21 protein-coding genes and 1 rRNA gene are annotated in these 21,391 nt (G+C 69.1%); 15 read left to right on the top strand and 7 right to left on the bottom strand.

The annotated features are described in order from the left end of the window. Positions 1-170 precede the first annotated feature (170 nt). The 4 genes from rrf (at position 171) to pnuC (ending at position 3,526) form a co-directional block, all read left to right on the top strand. A 5S ribosomal RNA gene (gene rrf / locus AC1C2T_RS11770) occupies positions 171-287 on the top strand. Between the two features lie 180 nt (positions 288-467). Beyond that, positions 468-2,372: a thioredoxin domain-containing protein gene (locus AC1C2T_RS11775; protein WP_495385426.1), complete on the top strand. Its 1,905-nt coding sequence runs from the start codon at positions 468-470 to the stop codon at positions 2,370-2,372. A 54-nt stretch (positions 2,373-2,426) separates the two neighbouring features. Beyond that, on the top strand, positions 2,427-2,846 hold the full coding sequence (locus AC1C2T_RS11780; protein WP_495360809.1) for a DUF3054 domain-containing protein: 420 nt from the start codon (positions 2,427-2,429) through the stop codon (positions 2,844-2,846). Continuing rightward, positions 2,843-3,526 (top strand): nicotinamide riboside transporter PnuC, encoded by a 684-nt coding sequence (gene pnuC / locus AC1C2T_RS11785; RefSeq protein ID WP_495360808.1) that lies wholly within the window; start codon positions 2,843-2,845, stop codon positions 3,524-3,526. The genes AC1C2T_RS11780 and pnuC overlap by 4 nt, the downstream gene beginning before the upstream one ends. Here pnuC and AC1C2T_RS11790 read toward each other — a convergent pair. After that, a complete protein-coding gene (locus tag AC1C2T_RS11790; protein ID WP_495360807.1) occupies positions 3,477-3,809 on the bottom strand; it encodes a hypothetical protein in 333 nt (110 codons plus the stop codon). The two genes, pnuC and AC1C2T_RS11790, sit on opposite strands and share 50 nt — an antisense overlap. A 215-nt stretch (positions 3,810-4,024) precedes the next feature. Here AC1C2T_RS11790 and AC1C2T_RS11795 point away from each other — a divergent pair, with 215 nt between their 5' ends. Further along, positions 4,025-4,192, top strand: a complete 168-nt coding sequence (locus AC1C2T_RS11795) for a hypothetical protein (RefSeq protein ID WP_495385427.1) — start codon at positions 4,025-4,027, stop codon at positions 4,190-4,192. Positions 4,193-4,205: 13 nt separating this feature from the next. Here the strand turns inward: AC1C2T_RS11795 and AC1C2T_RS11800 are convergent, their stop codons facing one another. Further along, positions 4,206-4,634: a DUF1761 domain-containing protein gene (locus AC1C2T_RS11800; RefSeq protein ID WP_495360805.1), complete on the bottom strand. Its 429-nt coding sequence runs from the start codon at positions 4,632-4,634 to the stop codon at positions 4,206-4,208. Positions 4,635-4,795: 161 nt separating this feature from the next. Between AC1C2T_RS11800 and AC1C2T_RS11805 the strand changes: the two genes are divergently transcribed. Beyond that, positions 4,796-5,728 carry a J domain-containing protein gene (locus tag AC1C2T_RS11805; RefSeq protein ID WP_495360804.1) on the top strand — a complete coding sequence of 311 codons (933 nt, stop codon included), beginning with the start codon at positions 4,796-4,798 and terminating at the stop codon, positions 5,726-5,728. 100 nt (positions 5,729-5,828) lie between these two features. Here AC1C2T_RS11805 and AC1C2T_RS11810 read toward each other — a convergent pair whose 3' ends face one another. Beyond that, positions 5,829-6,416, bottom strand: a complete 588-nt coding sequence (locus tag AC1C2T_RS11810) for an NADPH-dependent FMN reductase (RefSeq protein WP_495385428.1) — start codon at positions 6,414-6,416, stop codon at positions 5,829-5,831. A 111-nt stretch (positions 6,417-6,527) separates the two neighbouring features. Here AC1C2T_RS11810 and AC1C2T_RS11815 point away from each other — a divergent pair, with 111 nt between their 5' ends. Beyond that, the gene (locus tag AC1C2T_RS11815; protein WP_495385429.1) at positions 6,528-7,799 is read left to right on the top strand and encodes a M18 family aminopeptidase; all 1,272 of its coding nucleotides are present in this window, start codon (positions 6,528-6,530) and stop codon (positions 7,797-7,799) included. 27 nt (positions 7,800-7,826) lie between these two features. On the opposite strand, the gene AC1C2T_RS11820 is transcribed toward AC1C2T_RS11815, so the two are convergent. Beyond that, positions 7,827-9,494 carry a cation:proton antiporter gene (locus tag AC1C2T_RS11820; RefSeq protein ID WP_495385430.1) on the bottom strand — a complete coding sequence of 556 codons (1,668 nt, stop codon included), beginning with the start codon at positions 9,492-9,494 and terminating at the stop codon, positions 7,827-7,829. A 124-nt stretch (positions 9,495-9,618) separates the two neighbouring features. Here AC1C2T_RS11820 and AC1C2T_RS11825 point away from each other — a divergent pair, with 124 nt between their 5' ends. Next, a complete protein-coding gene (locus AC1C2T_RS11825; RefSeq protein WP_495385431.1) occupies positions 9,619-10,143 on the top strand; it encodes a rhodanese-like domain-containing protein in 525 nt (174 codons plus the stop codon). A gap of 261 nt (positions 10,144-10,404) precedes the next feature. On the opposite strand, the gene AC1C2T_RS11830 is transcribed toward AC1C2T_RS11825, so the two are convergent. Then, complete coding sequence (locus tag AC1C2T_RS11830) at positions 10,405-11,796, bottom strand: L-serine ammonia-lyase (protein ID WP_495385432.1); 1,392 nt, start codon at positions 11,794-11,796, stop codon at positions 10,405-10,407. 209 nt (positions 11,797-12,005) lie between these two features. On the opposite strand from AC1C2T_RS11830, the gene AC1C2T_RS11835 reads away from it, so the two are divergent. Beyond that, positions 12,006-13,013, top strand: coding sequence for an ATP-binding cassette domain-containing protein (locus tag AC1C2T_RS11835; RefSeq protein WP_495385433.1), 1,008 nt, complete (start codon positions 12,006-12,008; stop codon positions 13,011-13,013). Next, positions 13,010-13,855 carry an ABC transporter permease gene (locus AC1C2T_RS11840; protein WP_495385434.1) on the top strand — a complete coding sequence of 282 codons (846 nt, stop codon included), beginning with the start codon at positions 13,010-13,012 and terminating at the stop codon, positions 13,853-13,855. The genes AC1C2T_RS11835 and AC1C2T_RS11840 overlap by 4 nt, the downstream gene beginning before the upstream one ends. 12 nt (positions 13,856-13,867) lie before the next feature. On the opposite strand, the gene AC1C2T_RS11845 is transcribed toward AC1C2T_RS11840, so the two are convergent. Then, positions 13,868-17,098: an ATP-binding protein gene (locus tag AC1C2T_RS11845; RefSeq protein ID WP_495385435.1), complete on the bottom strand. Its 3,231-nt coding sequence runs from the start codon at positions 17,096-17,098 to the stop codon at positions 13,868-13,870. Between the two features lie 44 nt (positions 17,099-17,142). Here AC1C2T_RS11845 and AC1C2T_RS11850 point away from each other — a divergent pair, with 44 nt between their 5' ends. Continuing rightward, positions 17,143-18,192: a GNAT family N-acetyltransferase gene (locus AC1C2T_RS11850; protein WP_495385436.1), complete on the top strand. Its 1,050-nt coding sequence runs from the start codon at positions 17,143-17,145 to the stop codon at positions 18,190-18,192. Between the two features lie 18 nt (positions 18,193-18,210). On the opposite strand, the gene AC1C2T_RS11855 is transcribed toward AC1C2T_RS11850, so the two are convergent. Continuing rightward, positions 18,211-18,642, bottom strand: a complete 432-nt coding sequence (locus AC1C2T_RS11855; protein ID WP_495360795.1) for a GNAT family N-acetyltransferase — start codon at positions 18,640-18,642, stop codon at positions 18,211-18,213. 123 nt (positions 18,643-18,765) lie between these two features. On the opposite strand from AC1C2T_RS11855, the gene AC1C2T_RS11860 reads away from it, so the two are divergent. The 4 genes from AC1C2T_RS11860 to AC1C2T_RS11875 are packed head-to-tail and all read left to right on the top strand — an operon-like array spanning position 18,766 to position 21,304. After that, on the top strand, positions 18,766-19,017 hold the full coding sequence (locus tag AC1C2T_RS11860) for a hypothetical protein (RefSeq protein ID WP_495360794.1): 252 nt from the start codon (positions 18,766-18,768) through the stop codon (positions 19,015-19,017). Further along, positions 19,010-19,534 (top strand): Clp protease N-terminal domain-containing protein, encoded by a 525-nt coding sequence (locus tag AC1C2T_RS11865; RefSeq protein ID WP_495360793.1) that lies wholly within the window; start codon positions 19,010-19,012, stop codon positions 19,532-19,534. Before AC1C2T_RS11860 ends, AC1C2T_RS11865 begins: the two co-directional genes overlap by 8 nt. 13 nt (positions 19,535-19,547) lie before the next feature. Then, positions 19,548-20,462, top strand: coding sequence for an ABC transporter ATP-binding protein (locus AC1C2T_RS11870; RefSeq protein ID WP_495385437.1), 915 nt, complete (start codon positions 19,548-19,550; stop codon positions 20,460-20,462). Further along, positions 20,459-21,304, top strand: a complete 846-nt coding sequence (locus AC1C2T_RS11875; protein WP_495385438.1) for an ABC transporter permease — start codon at positions 20,459-20,461, stop codon at positions 21,302-21,304. The genes AC1C2T_RS11870 and AC1C2T_RS11875 overlap by 4 nt, the downstream gene beginning before the upstream one ends. The last annotated feature ends 87 nt before the right edge of the window (positions 21,305-21,391 follow it).

Below are 21,391 nucleotides of genomic sequence, written 5' to 3' on the forward strand. Positions count from 1 at the left end.
GCGTCCACTCTGTGGTTCCCTTCAGACGGAAACCCAACACACAACTCAACAGTTGTACCCGCACCACCCGAAAACACAACCCCACACGGGGCTGTCACCCGGGCACGGTGCGGTCACCGAGACCACACACCCACCCCACAACACGTGGCGGGCTGCGGTGTGGCAAGAGTTTCGGCGGCCATAGCGCGAGGGAAACGCCCGGACACATTCCGAACCCGGAAGCTAAGACTCGCAGCGCCGATGGTACTGCAGGGGGGACCCTGTGGGAGAGTAGGACACCGCCGGACATAATTTCAAAGAGAGCCACCCAATTGGGTGGCTCTCTTTGGTTTAACTGGCATGTCGGTTGAGCTGGCATGTTCGGTTGAACGTCCGTGTTCCACAAGCCGGTAGATTGCTGAGCCGCCCACCCGGGCGGCTTTTTTCGTTCAGGGCGACGGCGAGACCGGCCGAACTAGTCTGATGGAATGGGCAACCGTCTCTCAGAAGCCACGAGCCCGTATCTGCGTGCTCATGCAGGCAACCCCGTCGACTGGTACCCGTGGGGCGAGGCTGCATTCGCAGCGGCTCGCGAGCGTGACGTGCCGATGCTCATCTCGATCGGGTACGCGACGTGCCACTGGTGCCATGTCATGGCTCGTGAGAGCTTCAGCGACCCCGAGACGGCACGGACCTTGAACGATGGGTTCGTCGCCGTCAAGGTTGACCGGGAGGAGCATCCCGACGTCGATGCGAGTTACCTGGCAGCCGCCTCCGCATTCACTCGCGAGCTCGGATGGCCGCTCACGGTATTCGCGACTCCCGAGGGCCACGCGTTCTACGCCGGCACATACTTCCCGCCCCGAGAGATGCGAGGCATGCCGTCCTTCACGCAAGTGCTGGCAGCAGTGGGCGAGGCGTGGCTCGAGCGTCGCGAGCAACTCGACGAGACGGCGGCGGCCGTGACGCAGGCGTTGGCCGCGGCATCCGCTGCGCCGACAGCCGGAGCCCTGCCGACCCTCGAACGGTTGCAGACGGCGGTCGATGAACTGGCGAGTCAGGAGGATCGGGTGCACGGCGGTTTCGGCCGTGCACCGAAGTTCCCGGTGGCCCCGGTGCTCGGCTTCCTCGCCGCGATGGGGGAACCGGGCCGAGCGGTCGCTGCGCGCACCGTGCGACTCATGGGCGCATCGCCGCTGCGCGACCCGGTTGAAGGTGGATTCTTCCGTTACGCGACGAAAGCGGATTGGAGCGACCCGCATTACGAACGCATGCTGACCGACAACTCGCTGCTGCTCGGTGTCTCGACCGAACTCGCACGAGCGGACTCCGCCGACTCCGGTGACTCCGCCGCCCGGGAGGTCGCCGATGGGATCGCGGGCTTTCTCATCGAACGGATGCAGCTGCCGGCCGGAGGGTTCGCGAGTGCGCAGGACTCGGAGAGCATCGTCGACGGCGCGCGGAGCGAGGGCGGCTACTATCGACGCGACGCGGCCGGGCGAGCCGCCCTCGAGCGCCCCGCGCTCGACCGGAAGGTGCTGACCGGCTGGAACGGCCTCGCGATCGGCGCGCTGTCCACGCACGCGTCCACCCGCGACGATGAGCGGTCACTGGCGTCGGCACGACGTGCTGCCGATCGGTTGCTCGCCGACCATGTCAGGCCCGGCGGCACGCTCGTGCGAGCTTCGCTCGATGGAACGGCGTCGGAGGCGGTCGCGACGCTCGAAGACACGGGGATGTTCGCCGGCGGTCTGCTCGAACTCGCCGTCGCGACCGGTGAGTGCGGGTACGCGATTGCTGCGCGATCGCTCATCGATGCCGCGATGGCGATGGCGGCGGCGGCCGGTGCGGCCCTCCCGTTCGCTCCGCCCGGCGGCGCCGATCCTGTGCTGCGGGCGCGCGGACTCGTGCTGACCGAAGATCCCGCCGAGGGCGCAGCGCCCTCGGGGGTCACAGCGTGCGCGGATGCCGCGTGGCAGCTCTACCTCCTGGGCGCCGGCGACGGATATCGCACTGCAGCCGAGCAGGCGATGGCCTCGGTCGCGGGCATCGCGCTGACGCGTCCACTCGCGTTCGGCGGCGCACTGGGGCTCATGGCGCGACTTGCGGCGCCGGTCGTGCAGCTCGTCACCGTCGTCGCCGACCACCGCGACGCGCGACGGGTCGGCAAGGGGGAGCTCGGTCTCATCGGTGCGACGCGACGGCACGGGGCATCCGTCACCGTTGTTGTCGACGAGCGGCAGGCCGATGCATTCTCCGACGCGGGATTCTCACTGTTCGACGGCCGAGCCACGCGCGACGGCACCGCGGCCGCATACCGCTGCGAGACGTTCGTGTGCGCGCTTCCTGTCGGCAACGCCGCAGCCCTCGACGCGCTCGGCAGACGCGCGTGACGCCCTGCAGTTGCGGGGTCCGCGGGCTCCGCTCCGCATCCGTACCATGAGAGCATGAACAGGCGGACGCAGAACGGAGCAGGCGTCGTTGCCGTTGCCGCGATCATCGATGCAGCGCTGGTCGTCGTCTTCGTGCTCATCGGCCGACGCAGTCACGCCGAAGGGCTCGATCTGGTCGGGTCTGTCGGCACGGCGTGGCCGTTTCTCGCGGCACTCGTCGTCGGCTGGGCTGCGACGCTTGCATGGCGGCGTCCGCTGGTCGTCTGGCCCACGGGAGTCGTCATCTGGGCTGTGACCGTGGCCGGCGGCATGCTGCTCCGTGCAGTGAGCGGCCAGGGCGTGCAGTTCGCGTTCGTGGTCGTCGCGACGTTGACACTCGCGGTTCTCCTCATCGGGTGGCGCCTGCTCGCCCTGCTCGTCATCCGTGCGGCACGCAACCGCGCCCGTGCTCGCGCCCGAGGCGATGCGGCATGAATCCCTTCGAGTGGCTCTTCGACGCCCAGCTCGTGATCGGCGACCAGGTGATCCTGTGGCGCGAGATCGTCGGCAACCTCTTCGGCCTCGCGAGTGCACTCGGCGGGCTCCGCCGCAAGGTGTGGGCGTGGCCGGTCGGCATCGTCGGCAATGCCCTGCTCTTCACCGTCTTCCTCGGGGCGGTGTTCGACACTCCGAATCCGGTCAACCTCCTCGGTCAGGCCGGACGGCAGCTGATGTTCATCGCCGTCTCGATCTACGGTTGGGTGCGCTGGTCGCGTCACCGCCACGTCAGTGCCACCGCGGTCGAGCCGAGATGGGCGAGTACCCGTGCTCGTATCCTGCTCGGCGTCGCCCTCGTCGGCGGTACGCTCGTGTTGACGCCGATCTTCCGCGCCCTGGGCTCGTTCGAACCGGTCTGGGCCGACGCATGGATCTTCGTGGGTTCGCTGCTCGCCACGTGGGGCATGGCGAAGGGCTGGACCGAGTTCTGGCTGATCTGGGTCGCGGTCGACATCGTGGGCGTACCGCTGCTGATCAGCGCCGGCTTCTACGCCTCGGCCCTGCTCTACGTCTTCTACGGCATCTTCACGATCTTCGGGTTCATCACGTGGCGGCGCGTGCAGCGCCTCACCAGCGCGACGGCACCCGATCGAGCACCAACCACACCGCCGAGCTGAGTTCGGGGTGTTCGAGGGCGATCTCGCGGAGCAATTCGTACTCGAACTTCGCGGCGTCGCCCTCGCGGGCGGCCGGGTGATAGGCCCGCGATCGAGCCGGACGCCAACGCTCGGAAAGCAGGCGCTCCTCGCGGAGCGTCGCGACGACCTGCTCATCGACCGACGGAAGGTCGGGCAGGAACACCCATGGATCTTCGCCGAGGCGGCACCGGAGCTCGATGAGTGCCGATAACTCGTCGCGTGCGTCTTGGCGCAGGCGTTCGAGCGTCGTCGACTCCTCCATACGCGCCTCCCCTCGCTCATTACGATCGTAATCAAAGCTAAACGCACCGTGTGACGGGCGGGTTACAGAGCGCAACCTGACGTGTACGGCAGATGACGAGTCGATGACGCTCGCGACGCCGACGCCTCCGCGCAGCTGATTGAGTGGGCGGGCATCGGCTGGGGACCTCGCGGACCTCTTCGTGCTCGGCGGGGCCGCTTGCCCGCGTCGAGCGGATGTACGGTGCGCTCGGCGCGAACGAGGCCGGGCTCGGCGCGCATCTCGCGGAGTGCCTCGCCGATCACGACCGGCAGGACGCGCCGAGCGAGGATGCGCTCGGTGCTGAACTGGTGCCGGCGGTGCGAACGCTCATCGACGACGGGATGCTGCGCTTCGCCGAGTGAACGACCGATCGACTCAGACGGTGCCGGCGGGCGGCCACACCCCGATGATGAGCGCCATGATGAGCACCGTCACGAATTCGTGCGCGATGTTCAGGATCGTGAGGCCGGGCGGGCGCCCCTCGAATGCGTCGTGGGTGATGAAACGCGCTGCAGTGAAGCCGGCCCACAGCATGAGGCCGGTCGTGATCGCCATCAGCAGGTAGTTGCCGCCGAGTGCCGTCCACGCCACTTGTGTCGCGATCGCGAGCACCCACGCCGAGATGAAGCTCACGATGAGGGTCGTGAGGATCGGTCCGACCGCGCCACGGTCGCCCGAGTCGTCGACCTTCGCGACCCTCATCCAGTAGTTGCCGAAGACCTTCGGCGTGTACCAGATCGAGCCGACCAGCATCGTCGACAGCGTTGCGATGACCACGGCCCAGTAGTTCACCTCGACGAGCATCTCAGCGTCTCCTACGATTCGCCCGGACAGTCCCTGTGGTCTTGACGTCGACGAGCATCGAAGCCTCCCCTGCGGCCCGTACGGGCCCCTGTGGTCGGCAGTCTAGACCCGCGCACAGCCGGACCGCGGTATTCTCGTGGTCGCACATCGAAAGCGAGCCCATGCCCGACAGTCCGCTCTCCGCCTCTCCGTACGAGGTACTCGGTATCCCCTCGAACGCGGATGACGCGACGCTGCGACTCGCGTATCGACGTGCGCTGCGCAGCGCCCACCCCGACACGGGCGGCGATGTGGTGAGGTTCCATGCTGTGCAGTCGGCGTGGGAGCTGGTCGGCACCCCCGATGCGCGCGCCGCCTTCGACCGCGGGTCGCGAACGGGCCCTCTGGCGCCGACCCGGGAGGCCTGGGCGCCGGCTTCGCCAAGGCCCCGGCGCGACTCGCGTCCGTTGGCTCGCACCTACGGCCATCCTGGCGGGCTCTCTCGCGAGAGGTACCTCGACCTGATCCGCGAGTGGGCGGGGCGGGGCGTCACGCTCACCGACCCCTACGATCCCGCACTCGTGCGGAGTGCGCCACGCGACATCCGTCATGTGCTCGCCGACGCCCTCGCCGAAGAAGAGAGTGCGCGTGCTCTCGCGACGCTCGGCATCGCGTACACGGTGTGGCACGATCTGGCGACGGATGCCGCGGGCCGCGGCCTGCCGCCGAAGCTCGACCACCTCGTGCTCGGCCCGACTGGGCTCTTCGCGATCCAGTCGGAGGACTGGGGCGGGCCCGTGGCGATGAAGCGCGGCGAACTCGTCGGCGAGGCGCTCGGCGGCGAACGGCCGGTGCGCGCGCTCGCCACGCGGGCGAAGGCCATCGGTCGGGCAGCGCGTGTGAAGCCGACGGCGCTCATGATCGTCGTGCCCGACGAGCACACCGCCGAGCCGCTCGAACTCGGCGGCACCATTCGCGGCGCAGTCGTCGCGCTCGTGCAGAGATCGCGCCTCGCGAGCGCCATACGCGAGGGGCTGCCGGGATCGGCGCATCTCGGCGGCACCGAGGTCATGGAGGTGCGTTCGCGCCTGCAGGCGGTCGTGCGGTTCGCGTGATTCCGAGGCCCAAATCTCTACAGAAACCGGGCCACTCGAGAACTCACCGAGGGCGCGGCAGCACCCTGAGCGCGGCAGCGCTGTGAGTGAGGCGGTACTGTCAGCGCGGGAGCACCGTCAGCACGCGGGTGGTGAACTCGAGGAACCGTGTGAGGTACGTCACGAGGAACTCGCGCGTGCTGTCGACCGTGACTTCGCCGTCGTCCGTGATGAGCCCGGGCTTCATCTGGATGTACGCCTCGGGTGAGTTCATCTGCGGCGCGTTGCAGAAGCTCAGGATGCTGCGCAACTGCTGTTGCGCCACAGCCGTGCCGATCGCGCCCGTCGAAGCGCCGATGACTGCTGAAGGCTTCTGGCTCAGGGCGTTGGCGCCGAACGGGCGGCTCGCCCAGTCGATCGCGTTCTTCAACGCTCCCGGCAGCGAACGGTTGTACTCGGGCGTGACGAAGAGCAGTGCGTCGACATCGGTGATCGACCGTTTGAAGTCGCGGGCGACCTGCGGGTAGTCGGCGTCGAAGTCGCGGTTGTAGAGCGGCAGTTGCCCGATCTCGATCTCGGTGAACCGGAACTCCTCGGGCGCGAGGCGTGCGAGCGCGGTCGCGAGGCGACGGTTGATCGAATCGACCGAGAGACTCCCGATCAGAACGCCGACGGTGTACGGCGGCTCGTGTTCGTAGGTGATCGGCATCGTGGTGTCCTTCCCCCCGGGGCGGTGTCCTCGCCTCCACCCTGCTCCTCGATCGGCCGCGTGTCGAGCGGTGAACTCGACCCGGGAGCGCGGGCGGTGTTGGATGGGAGAATGCCCACATCACGCACCGACGCCTACATCGCCGACTTCGCCGAGTTCGTCCGCGCCTCCCCGTCGTCGTACCACGCCGCAGCCGAGGTCGCCCGACGGCTCGAGGCGGCCGGTTTCGACCGGCTCGATGAGCGAGACGAGTGGCCGGCCGGCGGTCGGCACGTCGTGGTGCGCGACGGCGCCGTCATCGCGTGGGTGACGCCCGAAGCCGCGAGTGCGACGACGCCGTACCGGATCCTCGGAGCGCACACGGATTCGCCGTCGTTCAAGCTGAAGCCCCGCCCGACGACGAGCTCCGAAGGGCTGCTGCAGGCCGGCGTCGAGGTCTACGGAGGGCCGCTCCTGAACTCGTGGCTCGACCGTGAGCTCGAGCTCGCCGGGCGCATCGTCACTGACGACGGTCTCGAGCACCTGGTGCGCACGGGCCCGATGCTGCGCATCCCGCAACTGGCGATCCACCTCGACCGCGACGTGAACAAGGGCCTCACGCTCGACAAGCAGCGCCACATGCAACCGATCTGGGGCACGGGTGCCGACGGCGACATCCTGGCCGTGCTCGCCGCTTTTGCGGGGGTGCCGGTCGAACGCATCGCCGGGCACGACGTGTTCGTGGCCGACACTCAGGCGCCTGGCCGGTTCGGTCTCGACGACGCCCTGTTCGCGTCGGGGCGCATGGACAACCTGAGCTCGGTCTACGCCGGACTCGCGGCACTCCTCGATGCTTCGAGCGATGGCGGGCACATCAGCGTGCTCGCGGCGTTCGACCACGAAGAGCTCGGCTCCGAATCGCGCTCCGGCGCGAGCGGCCCCTTCCTCGATGACGTGCTCGTGCGCATCGGTGCCGGCCTCGGCGCAGGCGACATCGAACGCCGGCGAGCGTTCGCGGCATCGTGGATCATCTCGTCGGATGCCGGCCACGCGGTGCACCCGAACTATCCCGACCGGCACGACCCCGCGAACCGGCCAGTGCTCGGCGGCGGGCCACTGCTGAAACTCAACGCGAGCCAGCGCTACGCGAGCGACGCAGCAGGATCGGGCTTCTGGGCGGCGCTCTGCCGCCGGGCAGGAGTGCCGACCCAGTCGTTCGTGTCGAACAACTCGATTCCCTGCGGTTCGACCATCGGGCCGCTCTCAGCGACCCGCCTCGGCATCCGCACGGTCGACGTCGGGGTGCCGCTCCTGTCGATGCACTCGGCCCGCGAGCTCGCCCACGTCGATGATCTCGCGGCCCTCGCCGCCACCGTCACCGCCTTCTTCGCCGCCGAAGAGTAGCCGAGTCGACACCGACCGCGCGGGCGCTCACGGCATCTCCCCGCGGGCGTCGGCTCGCACCGTGGTGCGCGAGTCCAGCGCGAGCTCCTCGGCGTCGAGGGCGAAGAAGAGTTCACGCATGACCTCCTCGTTCAGATGCCCGGCGTCGCGCTCCTCGAGCACGACCGCTCGACGCGCGGCGATCCAGTGACGGGAGAGCTCGGCGAACTCCGCCTGGAGATCAGGTGGCGGTGCCTCGTCGTCGACGAGTTGCTCGGTCTTCGCCGCATCCGCTCGAATGCGCCTCTCGAAGCGATCGATGAACCCGTCGGCGAGCTCGACCCCGTGTCGCTCACGCCATTCGTCGCGCCGACTCTCGATATAGGCGAGACCGGCCGTGCTACTGCGCCGGAGCACGGCACGGATCTCCTTGCGGTCCTGCTCGCGTTCGTCGTCGGCGACCACCCCGAGCCGACGGATGAGCGCCGGAAGGGTCGTCGACTGCAACAGGAGTGTGCCGATCGTCACGACGAACGCGACGAGGAACACGGTGCTGCCCGCGCTCGGGTCGCTCGCCATCGTCGGACTCGCCGTCGCCGTCGCCGTCGCGAGCGTGACGACGCCGCGCATGCCGGCCCATGAGATGACCGCGAGCTCCTTCGGCGCAAGATGCGGCTCGACGTGGTACCTGCGACCGCGTTTCTGCCAGATCGGCGCCAGCAGATCGCCGACGCGCCTCGACAGCGCGTACCCGCCGTACACCCAGATGATGCGCACGACGATGACGGTGGCGAGCACCGCGAGCCCGAGGGCGACGTTCACGCCGAGGCCGAGCGGGCTCTCGAGCAGATCCTTGATCGCCGGGCTCAACTGCAGGCCGATGAGCGCGAACACGAGGCCCTCGAGCAGCACGTCGATCGACTGCCAGATCGGTCGCTCCTGCTGTCTCGTCGCGTAGCTCGTCTTCGGGGCGTTGTATCCGACCACGATGCCCGCGGCCACGACCGCGAGCACGCCCGAACCGCCCAGACGCTCGGCGATCGCGTACGCGGCGAACGGCACGAGCAGGCTGATCGTGCCGAGCACGATGGGATCGTCGAGTCGCGTGCGCACCAGGGTCACGAGCCACCCGATGAGGAGTCCGAGGCCGGTGCCGACGACGACTGCGATCAGGAAGGAGCCGATGCCGTCGAGCCAGGTGACCGTGGCACCGGCGACGATCGCCGCGAACGTCCGGAAGAGGGTGATCGAGGTCGCATCGTTCACCAGACTCTCGCCGGAGATCACCGTCATGACCCGCCGCGGGAGCCCGAGCCTACGGCCTACGGCTGCCGCCGAGACCGCGTCGGACGGGGCCACGATCGCGCCGATGAGCAAGGCCAATGGCAGCCCGAGCGATGGAGCGATGAGCCACACCACGAGCCCGACGGCTGCGGCGGTCGCTATGGGCAGGAAGATGCCGAGTCGGCGGATCTGCCGGATGCTGCGTCGGAAGTTCAGGTACGTGACGTCGAGCGCGGCGGAGTAGAGGAGCGGCGGCAGCACGAGCGTGAGCACGAGCTCGCCGTCGACGTCGATATCGGGGATGACGGGCACCACCGAAACGATGAATGCCACGCCCATGACCAGCAGGGGCGCGGGCCAGCCGCGCCATCGCGCGAACGCGGTGACCGCGAGCGAACCGCCGAGCAGGAGGAAGACCTCGCCGATGTGCATGGATTCAGGGTAAGCGAGGAGCGCCGTCACGGTATGGCAGGCGCGAGCGATCATGGCCGGATGTCGCGCTACGACGGCGTGATTTCACTGGCCTCGTCGCACTCGTCGCTGACAGGGTCAAGACATGACCGAGACGATCACCGCCAAACCGACCGCCGCCGCTCTCGAGCTCTTCGAGCCCGTCGCCTCCAGCACCGCCGCGATCGCCCACTTTCGCGGGCGCCTCGGCTTCGAGTGCGATGTTTCCGACGTCGCCGACGCGCTCGCCGACGCCGAGCGCGGATTCGTGCTCGTCGATACTCGGAACGACGCCTCGTGGGCGCAGGGTCACGTGCCCGGCGCCATGCACCTGCCGCGCCGCCTCATCGCGGCCGAGGCGTCGTCGCGGATCCCCGCGGGCACGCCCGTGGTCGTGTACTGCTGGGGGCCCGGATGCAACGGCGCCACGCGTGCCGCCTTGGAGTTCGCGCTGCTCGGCTACCCCGTGAAGGAGATGTTGGGCGGGTTCGAGTACTGGGTGCGCGAGGGCTTCGCGTTCGACACGGCCGACGGCCCCGCGCAGCTCGCGCCCGACGTGCTCACCAACGTCGCCGACGCCGGCCTCGGCGGCGGCGCCGTCTCGAACGGCCCCATCAGTTGCGCCTGCTGAGCCCGGCGCATCGCACTCGGGTGGGTGCCGGCCGGGACACCGGCGCTCACCCGATCAGCGAGACGCGCGATCATGGAGACGCGGCGTTCACCCCGTGTCGGGCGAGCCAGTCGACGGTGACGAGGGGACCGGGCAGTTCAAGGGCGGGAGCGGTCATGGCGAAAAGCCAGCCGCGGCGGCGATGTCCGGCATGGGATGCCGCAACGCCGTAACCGGCGCAGACGGTTCGCCCTCTAGGCAGAGGGCAGGTCGGCTGAGCGCTCAGCACTCGACGACGTTGACGGCGAGTCCGCCCTCGCTGGTCTCCTTGTACTTCGTCATCATGTCGAGACCGGTCTGCCGCATCGTCTCGATGACGGTGTCGAGCGAGACGAGGTGCGTGCCGTCGCCGTGCAAAGAGAGTCGCGCGGCCGACACGGCGGTCGACGAGGCGATCGCGTTGCGCTCGATGCACGGCACTTGCACGAGACCGGCGACCGGGTCGCACGTGAGGCCGAGGTGGTGCTCCATCGCGATCTCGGCCGCGTTCTCGATCTGGCGCGGTGTGCCGCCGAGCACGGCGCACAGGGCGCCGGCCGCCATCGCACACGCGGAGCCGACCTCGGCCTGGCAACCGCCCTCTGCCCCTGAGATCGACGCGTTCTTCTTCACGAGCGAGGCGATCGCCGCAGCGGTCAGCAGGTAGCGGCGGATGCCGGCGGCATCCGCGCCCGGTACGAACTTCAGGTAGTAGTGGCCGACGGCCGGGATGATGCCCGCAGCACCGTTCGTCGGCGCCGTGACGACCCGCCCGCCAGAGGCATTCTCTTCGTTCACCGCGAGCGCGAAGGCCTGCAGCCACTCCGTCGAGGTGTCACGCCCGGCTGCTCCGCTGTGTGCCGCCTCGTCGCGGTCGTACTCCTCGAGACGACGGCGCACCTGTGGCGCCCGACGCTTCACGCCGAGTCCACCGGGCAGTGTGCCCTCGGCGGCGAGCCCGTGGGCGACGCAGGCGGCCATTGCGCCCCAGATCGCGTCGAGTCCGGCGTCGATGCCCGCATCGCCGTGCACCGAGACCTCGTTGTACCTCGCGACGTCGCAGAACGAGACGCCGTGCTCTTCGCAGAGCGCGAGCAGTTCGTCGGCGGTCGAATAGGGCAACGGATGCCGCAGCGCTTCGGCCTCGGAAGCCGCTTCGCCCTCGCGGCGGATGAAGCCGCCGCCGACCGAGTAGTACGTCTCTTCGGCGAGGGGAAGCGGGCCGTCGCCCCAGGCCTGCAGCGTCATCGCGTTGGGGTGGCCGGGGAGCCGGGTGCGTGGTTCGAGGGAGACGTCGCTGCGGAGCATCCGCACTACGTGCCCGCCCATGATGCGCACTTCGGCGCCTTCAATCCCGAGTCGCGACCAGGCTCCGCGCACCTCGTCGGGATCGCAGTCCTGGGGCTCGAGCCCTGCGAGCCCGGCGACGACCGCGTCGGGCGTGCCGTGACCGAGCCCGGTCGCCCCGAGCGAGCCGTAGAGCGAGCACGTGATGCGAGTCACCCGCTCGCGCTGGTCGTCGCTCGCGAGTCGCTCGGCGAACGCACGTGCCGCCCGCATCGGGCCGACGGTGTGCGAACTCGAAGGGCCGATTCCGATCGAGAAGAGATCGAGGGCTGAGACGAACGCTGTCACCCCTCAAGGCTACGCCGAGAGTCGCGCAGCGTTGTGGCGGGAACTCGCAGAATCGTGCGCATACGGCGCTGGCCGCGCCTGTTCGGCGCACGATCGCCGGTGCACACGCAACAGTGCGATCGAACCGCTGTCAGCGGTCGTCAGCGGTCGTCAGCGTGTTGTGAGCGCCGCGTGAGCGTCGCGCAAGTCCGGCCGCCCACCATGTACCCATGACCACATACACCTCATCCGATTGGGCCGTCGAGGCCGAAGGGCTCGTGAAGACCTTCGGCACGAATCGTGCCGTCGACGGCGTCGACCTGCACGTCGCGACCGGCTCCGTCTACGGCGTGCTCGGCCCGAACGGCGCCGGCAAGACCACCACCATCTCGATGCTTGCCACACTGCTCCGCCCTGACGGCGGCAGCGCCCGCATCTTCGGCCACGACGTGCAGCGCGAAGCACAGGTCGTGCGGCAGCTCATCGGCGTCACGGGGCAGTACGCCTCCGTCGACGAGACACTCTCGGCCACCGAGAACCTCTTCCTGTTCTCGCGCCTGCACGGCCTGAGCGCCGCGGACTCGCGTCGCAAGTCCACCGAGCTGCTCGAGGAGTTCGGACTGTCGGATGCCGCGAGGCGACCGCTCAAGAACTTCTCCGGCGGCATGCGGCGCCGGCTCGACCTGGCCGCGAGCCTCATCTCGCAACCGCCGCTCATCTTCCTCGACGAGCCGACGACGGGCCTCGACCCGCGCACGCGCATCCAGATGTGGGAGACCATCCGCCGCCTCGTCTCATCGGGCTCGACCGTGCTGCTCACCACGCAGTATCTCGACGAGGCCGACCAGCTCGCCGACCGCATCGCGGTCATCGACCGCGGCCGTGTGGTCGCAGAAGGAACTGCCAACGAGCTCAAGGCATCCGTGGGGGAGTCCACCCTCGAGCTGCGACTCACGAACCTCGGAGACGCCGACGACGTGCGCGTCGCGATCCAGCGCGTGCTCGGTGTCGCAGCATCCGTCTCTCCGGAGGCCGGGCGCATCACCGCTCCCATGAACAACCCCGACCTCGTCACCGAGCTGCTCGTGACGCTCCGCGACGAGGGCATCCACCTCGCCGAGATGAGCGTGCAGAAGCCGACCCTCGACGAAGTCTTCCTCACACTCACCGGACACGGCGTCGAATCAGACGACGCCGCGGCCGATGCATCCGCCGAGCTCGAAGGGAGCCGCGCATGACCACCACGATGCTTTCCCCCAAGGCGACCACCGCGTCGCCGATCGTCCCGGGCGCCCAACGCACCCTCAAGAACCGCGTCTCGGCCTCCGAGACCCTCTCGCACACCCTGACGATGGCCTACCGGGGGCTGCTCAAGATCAAGCGCACCCCCGAGCAGCTGTTCGACGTGACGTTGCAGCCGATCATCTTCACTGTGATGTTCGTCTACATCTTCGGTGGGGCGATCTCTGGCGACATCCCGAGCTACCTGCCCATCATCATCCCGGGCATCCTCGTGCAGACCGTCATCACCGGTTCGATCGTCACGGGCGTGCAGTTGCGGGAGGACATGGACAAGGGCGTGTTCGATCGCTTCCGCTCGCTGCCGATCGCCCGTATCGCGCCGCTCTCCGGTGCGCTGCTCGCGGACACCGTCCGCTATGCGATCGCGACCACGATCACGCTCCTGATGGGATTCCTGATGGGCTTCCGCCCGGAAGGCGGAGCAGGCGGCGTGCTCGGTGCAGCGCTCCTGGTGATCGCCTGTGCCTGGGGCATCAGCTGGATCTTCGCCTTCTTCGGCGTGATCGCTCGCACGGCATCGAGCGTGCAGGGCATCTCGATGCTCGTGCTGTTCCCGCTCACGTTCCTCTCCGGCGCATTCGCCCCGGTCGACACCATGCCGGACTGGCTGCAGACCATCGTGGCGTACAACCCCGTCACCCACCTGGTCAATGCCGCTCGTGAGCTCATGAGTGCGGGAACCTTCGGCGCTGACGCGTGGCTCACTCTTCTGGGTGCCGCGGTCATCGTCGCGATCTTCGCACCGCTCACGGTGAAGGCGTACATGCGCAAGGCGTAGCCGCCGAGACCACTACGGAATCGGCTCTGCGAGGAGCTCGATCGCTCGGTCGGCTGCAGCATTCGGAGACACGGATGCCGCGGCCGACCGGGCTTCGTGCACCCGGGCCACCCCGAATCGCTGCTCGGCGGCGCCGAAGCGTGCGGGCAGCGCGAGCACCGGGAGATCCTGTCGAGGGGACAGGCGTTCGGCGAGGGCGAGCAGCTCGAGCGCCCGGTCTTCGAGCCCCGGTACCGTCATCGCCCAGCTCGTCCAGCCGACGAGCGCCGTGCCGCGCACGGGCTTGTCGAGGTACGTCGGCCGGGCCCGGTGCGTGGCGAGCGTTCGCCCGCGGAGCTGCCGCGCCATCCCGGCGATCTCGTCTTCGTCACGACCGTCGTCGACGCCGGCGGTGACGAATGCCGCGAGCGACATGATGTACCACGGCGACGCACGTCGACCGGGCGGCGCGTAGCGGTCGAGCGCCCGGCCCATGGCCGCGCGCGCCCCCTCGACGTCGCCACGGAAGCGAGCGATCTCGAAGAGGCCGAGCTCGCCGATCGCGCCGAGATCGAAACGTTCGTCGCCGGCCAGGTCGCTCCGGTCGGTCTGCGTCATCCGCTCGAAGCGCGCCTGCGCCTCATCGTGGCGGCCGAGGGCGAACATCGCCACCGCCTCGATCCACTCGAGATGCAGCAGGTCGGGTGCCGCTCCGAACCGTTGCAGACGGCCCCCCGCTTCCTCGCTCCAGCGGAGCGCATCGGCGGGCTGGGCGGTCTGACTGGCCAGCTGAGCGAGGGTCATCGCGGCCATGGCGCCGATCCATGCCTCGCCGCTCCGCTCCGAGAGTTCGAAAGCGCGGCGTGCCGCCGTCGCGGCCTCCTCGATATCCCCCTCGTTCTCGGCGATCTGGGCTGCGATGATACCGCCGAGGAGCGCCGCCGTCAGATCGTCGGACGAGGTCATCCGCTCGAGTGCCGTGCGGGCGTGATCGAGGTCGGAGAGTGACAGCACGAACTCGGCAACTCCCCGCTGCCACGGCGCGAGTTCGGCGCCGGAGCGCACCATCCGGCGCAGTCGGGAGAGTGCGATGAGCCCGTTGCGCTGCTCGGCGACGAGGGCGGTCGAGGACATCGTGATGTACGCGGTCGCCGTCAGCCCGACGAATCGTGGTTCGGGGGAGTAGCCGGCGCTCGCCGCCAGCACGTCGCCGATGAAGGCGAGCACCTCGTCGTGGTTGCCGCGCACCGACCATGAGTACGCGAGCACCGCGAAGACGGCGAGTGCCACCCGTGCGTCGCGTTCGGCGATCGCCCACCGCAGGATCGACACCAGATTGTCGTGCTCGAGCGCGACGTGATGCAGCATGTCGATCTGGCGGTGGTCGCCGGTTCGGGCGATCGAGTCGAGCGCGAACTCGGCGCCCCACTCGAACATCGCGCTGCGTGCATCGTCGGCCTCGCCGGCGGCGTCGAGCTCGAGCTGGCCGAACTCGCGCACGGTCTCGAGCATGCGGAAGCGGGGCGCGGTCGAACCGGGCGGCTCCGCCACGGCGAGCAGGGACTGTGCGACGAGCGCATCGATGATGAAGTCGGTAGTGGAGCCGTCGTCGCCGATCATGCCTGCTGCGGCGTCGACGCCGAATCCGTCGACGAAGAGCGAGAGACGCGCAAGGGCGCGCTGCTCGGCCGGTTCGAGCAGACGCCAGCTCCACTCGATGACCGCCTGGAGCGTGCGGTGGCGTTCTGGCGCTGCCCGGTCGCCGGAGACGAGTAGGGCGAAGCGGTGCTCGAGGCGCTTCTCGATCTGCTCGACCGACATCGAGCGCACTCGCGCCGCCGCGAGCTCGATGGCGAGGGGGAGTCCATCGAGGTGGGCGCAGAGGCGTTCGACGGCATCGCGGGGGAGGGAGACGCCCGGTCGCGCGGAGCTCGCCCGATCGAGGAACAACTGCACGGCGGCCCCGGGCGTTCCCTCGGGGGTCACGGTCGGAAGGGCGTCGAGCGGGTACACGTGCTCGGCCGTGATCGCGAGCGGGCTGCGACTGGTCGCGAGCACCCTGAGTCGGGGGGCCGACGCCAGAAGGGTCGCCGTCCAGCGGGCTGCGCCGTCGATGACGTGCTCGCAGTTGTCGAGCACGAGCAGTGTCGGGACCTCGGAGAGTTGCTGGACGACCCGGGTCGCGAGGTCGGGTCGGGGCGCTGCGTCGGCGAGGCGCGTGCTCACCGAGGGTTCGCTGATGCCGAGGGTCGACGCGAGAGCGAGGGTGACGTCGTCGTCGCTGCGGATGCTCGCGAGCTCGACGACCACGACGACGGGGTCGGCGGCCCGGGCGGCGACGGCTTGCGCGAGCCTCGTCTTGCCGAGACCCCCCGGGCCGAGCACGGTCACGAGGCGCGCGGAGTGGAATTGCGCTTCGATGGCGCCGACGTCTGCTTCGCGCCCGAGCAGCTGGTTGGGCTCGGCGCGGAGGCCGAGGCGCACGCGGGTCTCGGCTCGTGGTTCATCGTCGAGCAGCCGGGTGTTGAGCGCGACGAGTTCGGCGCCGGGAGAGGCGCCGAGTTCGTCGCGGAGCCGCTCGCGGAAGCGGCCGAACGCCTCGAGAGCCTCCTGACGGCGTCCGTCGTCGGTCAGGGCGTGCAGCAGCAGGAGCTGAAGTCGTTCGTTCAGCGGATGCACCGTCGTGAGACGTTCGAGGTCGTCGACGGCGCCGCCGGGGTTTCCGGTTGCGAGGCGGGCACGCGCCCGTACCTCGCGGAGTTCATCGTGGAGCGCCGCCGCGGATCCGGCGAGTTGCGCCCCGATCGGGGAATCGCCGAGGTCGGCGCCGGGTTCACCGCGCCACAGCGCGAGGGCACGATCGACGGCGTGTGATGCCTCGGTCGGGTCGCGATCGAGCAACGATCGCGCGTGCGCGAGCAGCGACCTCGCGAGGGCGAGGTCGCTCGCTCGGTCGTCGGCGGCGAGGGCGTACCCGGATGTCGTGGAGACGATCAGGCCCTCGGCGGTCGCGCCGCGTGCTCGGGAGACGAGGGTCTGCAACGCGGCCTTCGCATTTCGAGGTGGGGCCTCGCCCCAGAGCTCGGCCGTGATCGCATTCGTGCTCAGCCCACGCCCGCCGGGGCGATCGGCGGCCTCGGCGAGCAGCGCGATCAGGGCCTTCGCCAATGCCCCGGGTGGTTCGACGAGGGTGCCGTTCCTGGCCTCGACGAGCACTGGCCCGAGAAGGGCGACGCGTGGTGCGTCGGTCGGGGTCTGCGGCACGCAGTCGAGCCTAATGCGAGTGGGTCGTCGTAGGCTTGAGAGCGATGTCGCAGACCAACTCCGCCCCGTTCACCATCCGTCCGATCCGCGACGGCGAGGCCGTCGCCGAGTCCGCGATCATCGAAGAGGCGTTCGCGTCGGGCCCGTACGGGCATCGGCCCGTGAGCGCCGAGCGGCGCGCCTTCGAACAGGACACGACGGGGCGAGCGGCATCCGGAGCGGTGCTCGTCGCGGTCGACGGCGAACGGCTGCTCGGCACGGCGAGCGTCTTGCGCGCAGGCACTCCGTACGCACGGGTCGCGAGACCAGGCGAGGCCGAGGTGCGTCTCGTCGCCGTCGCCCCCTCGGCGCAGGGCGCAGGTGTCGGCGAGACGCTCGTGCGGGCGAGCATGGAGGCCGCGCTCGTCTGGGGCGCCGATGCGATGGTGCTCGATACCGGTGAACTCAACGCGCGGGCGCAGGCGCTCTACGGCCGACTCGGCTTCGAACGGCTCCCCGAGCGAGACCCGGACGACGAGGTCGAGTCGCTCGCATACGGGTTCAGCCTGCAGGCGCGAGACGACGTGCGCGTGCGGCTCATGTTGGCCGATGAGACCGGCGCGGTCTCCGAACTCGTCCAGCGTGCGTACGCGAACGACTTCGAATTGAACCCGGCGTATCTGGCGGATATCGCTGCGGTCGCCGAGCGAGCGCGCGACCACCAGGTCTGGGTCGCGACGGATGTCGCGAGCGGCGCGCTGCTCGGCACCGTCTCGACGCCCGTGGCGGGTGCTTCGATCTCGCCGCTCGCGCGCGACGGCGAACTCGACTTCCGCTTCCTCGGGGTCGCAGCCGAGGCACGCCGCCGCGGCATCGGCGAACTGCTCGTCGGGCACGTGATGCGTCTCGCCCGGATCCGTGGAATCGACCGGGTCGTCTTGAACACCGGACCCGACATGGTCGCGGCCCAGCGCCTCTACGAGCGGATCGGGTTCGGCCGGTTGCACGAGCGCGAGTTCACGTTCGAACGCCCTGATGGCACGAGTTTCCTCATGATCGCCTACGGGCGGGATGTCGTCATCGATGGAGTTCGACGTGAGGCTGGAGCGGCCTGAAGGGCCTCATCGCGGCCGTCAGGTCGACTTCATGGGTCCCGTGAGCGCCATCCACTGCTCGGGCTGGTCGAGCGGCCGGAATCCGAACCGCTCGTAGAGTCCGTGCGCATCGGCGGTCGTGAGGCCGATGCGTCGGAGCCCGAGAGATTCGAGGGATGCCATGATCTGCTCGATGAGTGCCACGCCGATGCCGCGGCCGCGAGCCTCGGTGTCGACGAACACGTCGCACAGCCAGGCGAAGGTGACTCCATCGGTGATGACCCGGGCGTAGGCGAGCTGCGCGCCGCTCTCGGCGTCGTAGATGCCGTAGTTTCGTGAAGCGGCGACTGCGGCCTCGAGTGCAGCCCGCGAGCGACCCATCGCCCAGTACGACTCGTCGGCGAGCCACGTGTGCACCTGATCGAGGTCGAGGCGTGCGGGGTCGGCGGAGAACTCGAGGTCGTCGTGCATCTTTCAATGCAATCGCAGTTTCGTGCGCGGAGCAACGGCCAATTCGAGGTCGGCGGCCTGTGTGACGACGAGGGATAAGCAACTATGGTTGACAAGCCAATATAAGCAACCTAAGTTGCTTCTATGACCCCGCCCCCACCGATTCCGCAGAGTCCGGACCCCACCGGCGCCGAAGCCGATGACCTCGCCGCCGTCGTCGCATTGCGCGAGCTCGCCGACCGTCTCGAAGATGCTGCCGTCGAGCGCGCCATGCGAGCCGGCTGGAGCTGGACGCAGGTCGCGGAGGCACTCGGAGTCACCCGGCAAGCAGTGCACAAGAAGCACCACCGACGGCTCGAAGTCGCCGGCATCGAACTGAGGAGACGCAATGCCTGACCGCCTGGAAGACGACGCTCTCGACCCGACGCTGAAGAAGGTCATCATCAACGCGATCGACGAGGCGATCGACCGCGGCGCTTCCAGCGTCGAGGCCGAGCACCTGCTGCTCGCGATCTCGGCCGGCCACGACGTCGCCGGCCACACGCTCGCCGAATTCGGCCTCGACCACGACGGTGTCGACGCCGCGCTTCGCGGTGAACGCGAACGTTCGCTTCGTGCAGCCGGAATCGAACCCGTCGCCGAGGACCGACTGGCCGCCACTCGGAAGTCGCGTCCGACGTGGGGGGCCACGGTGCGCGAAGCGCTGCGGCGTGCTGACTTCAAGACCCACCGGAAACGTGGCCGCGCGGAGCGTGAACGACTCGCCGTCGCCGACGCGCTCGGCGGCATCCTGCGAGCCGACCTCGGTACCGTCCCTCGCGCGCTCGCCTACGCCGGCGTCGACCGCGCCGCGCTCATCGCCGCGCTCGAGCGGGCCTTACGACGTCGAGCTGATGGCGCCGTCAACCGATGACATGGAGGACGCGATGACGATGACCGAGGACCTCGCGATCGAGGTCGAAGGTCTCAGAATGCGTTACGGCGCGAATGACGTGCTGCACGACGTGAGCTTTCATGTGGGTCGCGGAGAGGTGCTGGCCCTCCTCGGGCCGAACGGCGCGGGCAAGACCTCCACGATCGAGATCCTCGAGGGCTTCCGCATGCGTTCGGCGGGCCGGGTCGCGGTCTTGGGCAGTGACCCGGCCCACGGAGGCGAAGACTGGCGCGCCCGCATCGGCGTCGTGCTGCAGTCGTGGCGCGACCACGCCAAATGGAGGGTTCGCGAACTCCTCGCATTCCAGGGATCCCTGTACGAACCGTATTCGACGGCGCAGATTCGCCGCCCATGGAACGTCGACGAGTTGCTCGCGGCCGTCGGCCTGACCGAGCACGCCGACAAGGCGGTCAAGATGCTCTCGGGCGGGCAGCGGCGACGACTCGACGTGGCGATCGGGCTCGTCGGGCGCCCTGAACTGGTGTTCCTCGACGAGCCGACGACGGGCCTCGACCCGAAGGCGCGTCGAGACTTCCACAGCCTGATTCGGCGCATCCGCGACGACCTCGACATCACCGTGCTCATCACCACGCACGATCTCGACGAGGCGGGCAAGCTCGCCGACCGCATCGTCATCCTGACCGGGGGGCACATCATCGCGAACGGCACTCCCGATGAGCTCGCGCGGCAGATCGTCGGTCACGACGAAGTGAGCTGGGTGCGGAACGGCGTGCGTTCGGTGCAGCACGTTGCGGACTCGACGACATACGCACGCGAGCTGTTCGCGCGGCACGGCGACGAGATCAGCGAGCTCGAGCTACGGCGCGCCTCGCTGGAGGAGACGTATCTGACGCTCGTGCGGGACGCGGAGACGGACGCGAATCAGCTCGCCGAGGCATCCCGATGACCGCGGCGACGACCGCGCTTCGTGCCGGCTTCCGGCGCGGGTTGATCGAGCTCCGGCAGGCATTCAGCGGCATGGAACTCGTCAATCAGCTGCTCTGGCCCGTTGCCACGCTCGTGGCCGTCTTCTTCCTGCGCGACCTGACGATCGGCGACACCGGGTACCGGCTCGGCATGGTCATCCTCCCGGGTGCGCTCGGCATGTTCGTCGCGCTGGGCGTGCTGCTCGTCGTGCAGCAGCTCGCCGCCGACCGAGAAGACGGCACCCTCCTCCGCGCCAAGGCGACGCCCAACGGCATCCGCGCCTACCTCGTCGGCAAGATCGTGCAGATCTCGGCGACGATCCTCGCGTACCTCGCCATCCTGCTGATCCCGGGGGTGTTCCTCGTCGACGGCCTCGATCTCGCCGATCCGAGGTCGTGGGCCACCTTCGCGTTGGTGCTCGTGCTCGGACTCGTCGCGACGCAGACCATCGGGGCGATGCTCGGCTCCCTGATCGCGACCCCGCGCGGCGCGGGGTACCTCTCGCTCCCAGTGCTCGGGCTGATCGCGATCTCGGGCATCTTCGCACCGATCACCGGCCTGCCAGATTGGCTGCAGTGGATCGCGCAGGTCTTCCCGATCTACTGGCTCGGACTCGGCATGCGTGCGGCGTTCCTGCCCGATGACGCGGTGCTCCTCGAGATCGGCCAATCGTGGCGGCTGTTCGAGACGGCGGCGGTGCTGGGGGCGTGGGCGATCGCCGGACTCATCCTGGCCCCGATCGTGCTGCGACGGATGGCGCGGCGGGAGTCGGGCTCGCGCGTCGCCCAGCGCCGAGAGCGGGCGCTGCAGCGGGTCGGGTGACGCGCGACTCGACCGTCGAGATTGTTGACCAATCAGGCTCGAGCACCGTAAGTTGCCACATAACATCCCGGCCTGCGACGGAAGGAC

It is taken from the genome of Agromyces sp. Y558 (assembly GCF_059445415.1).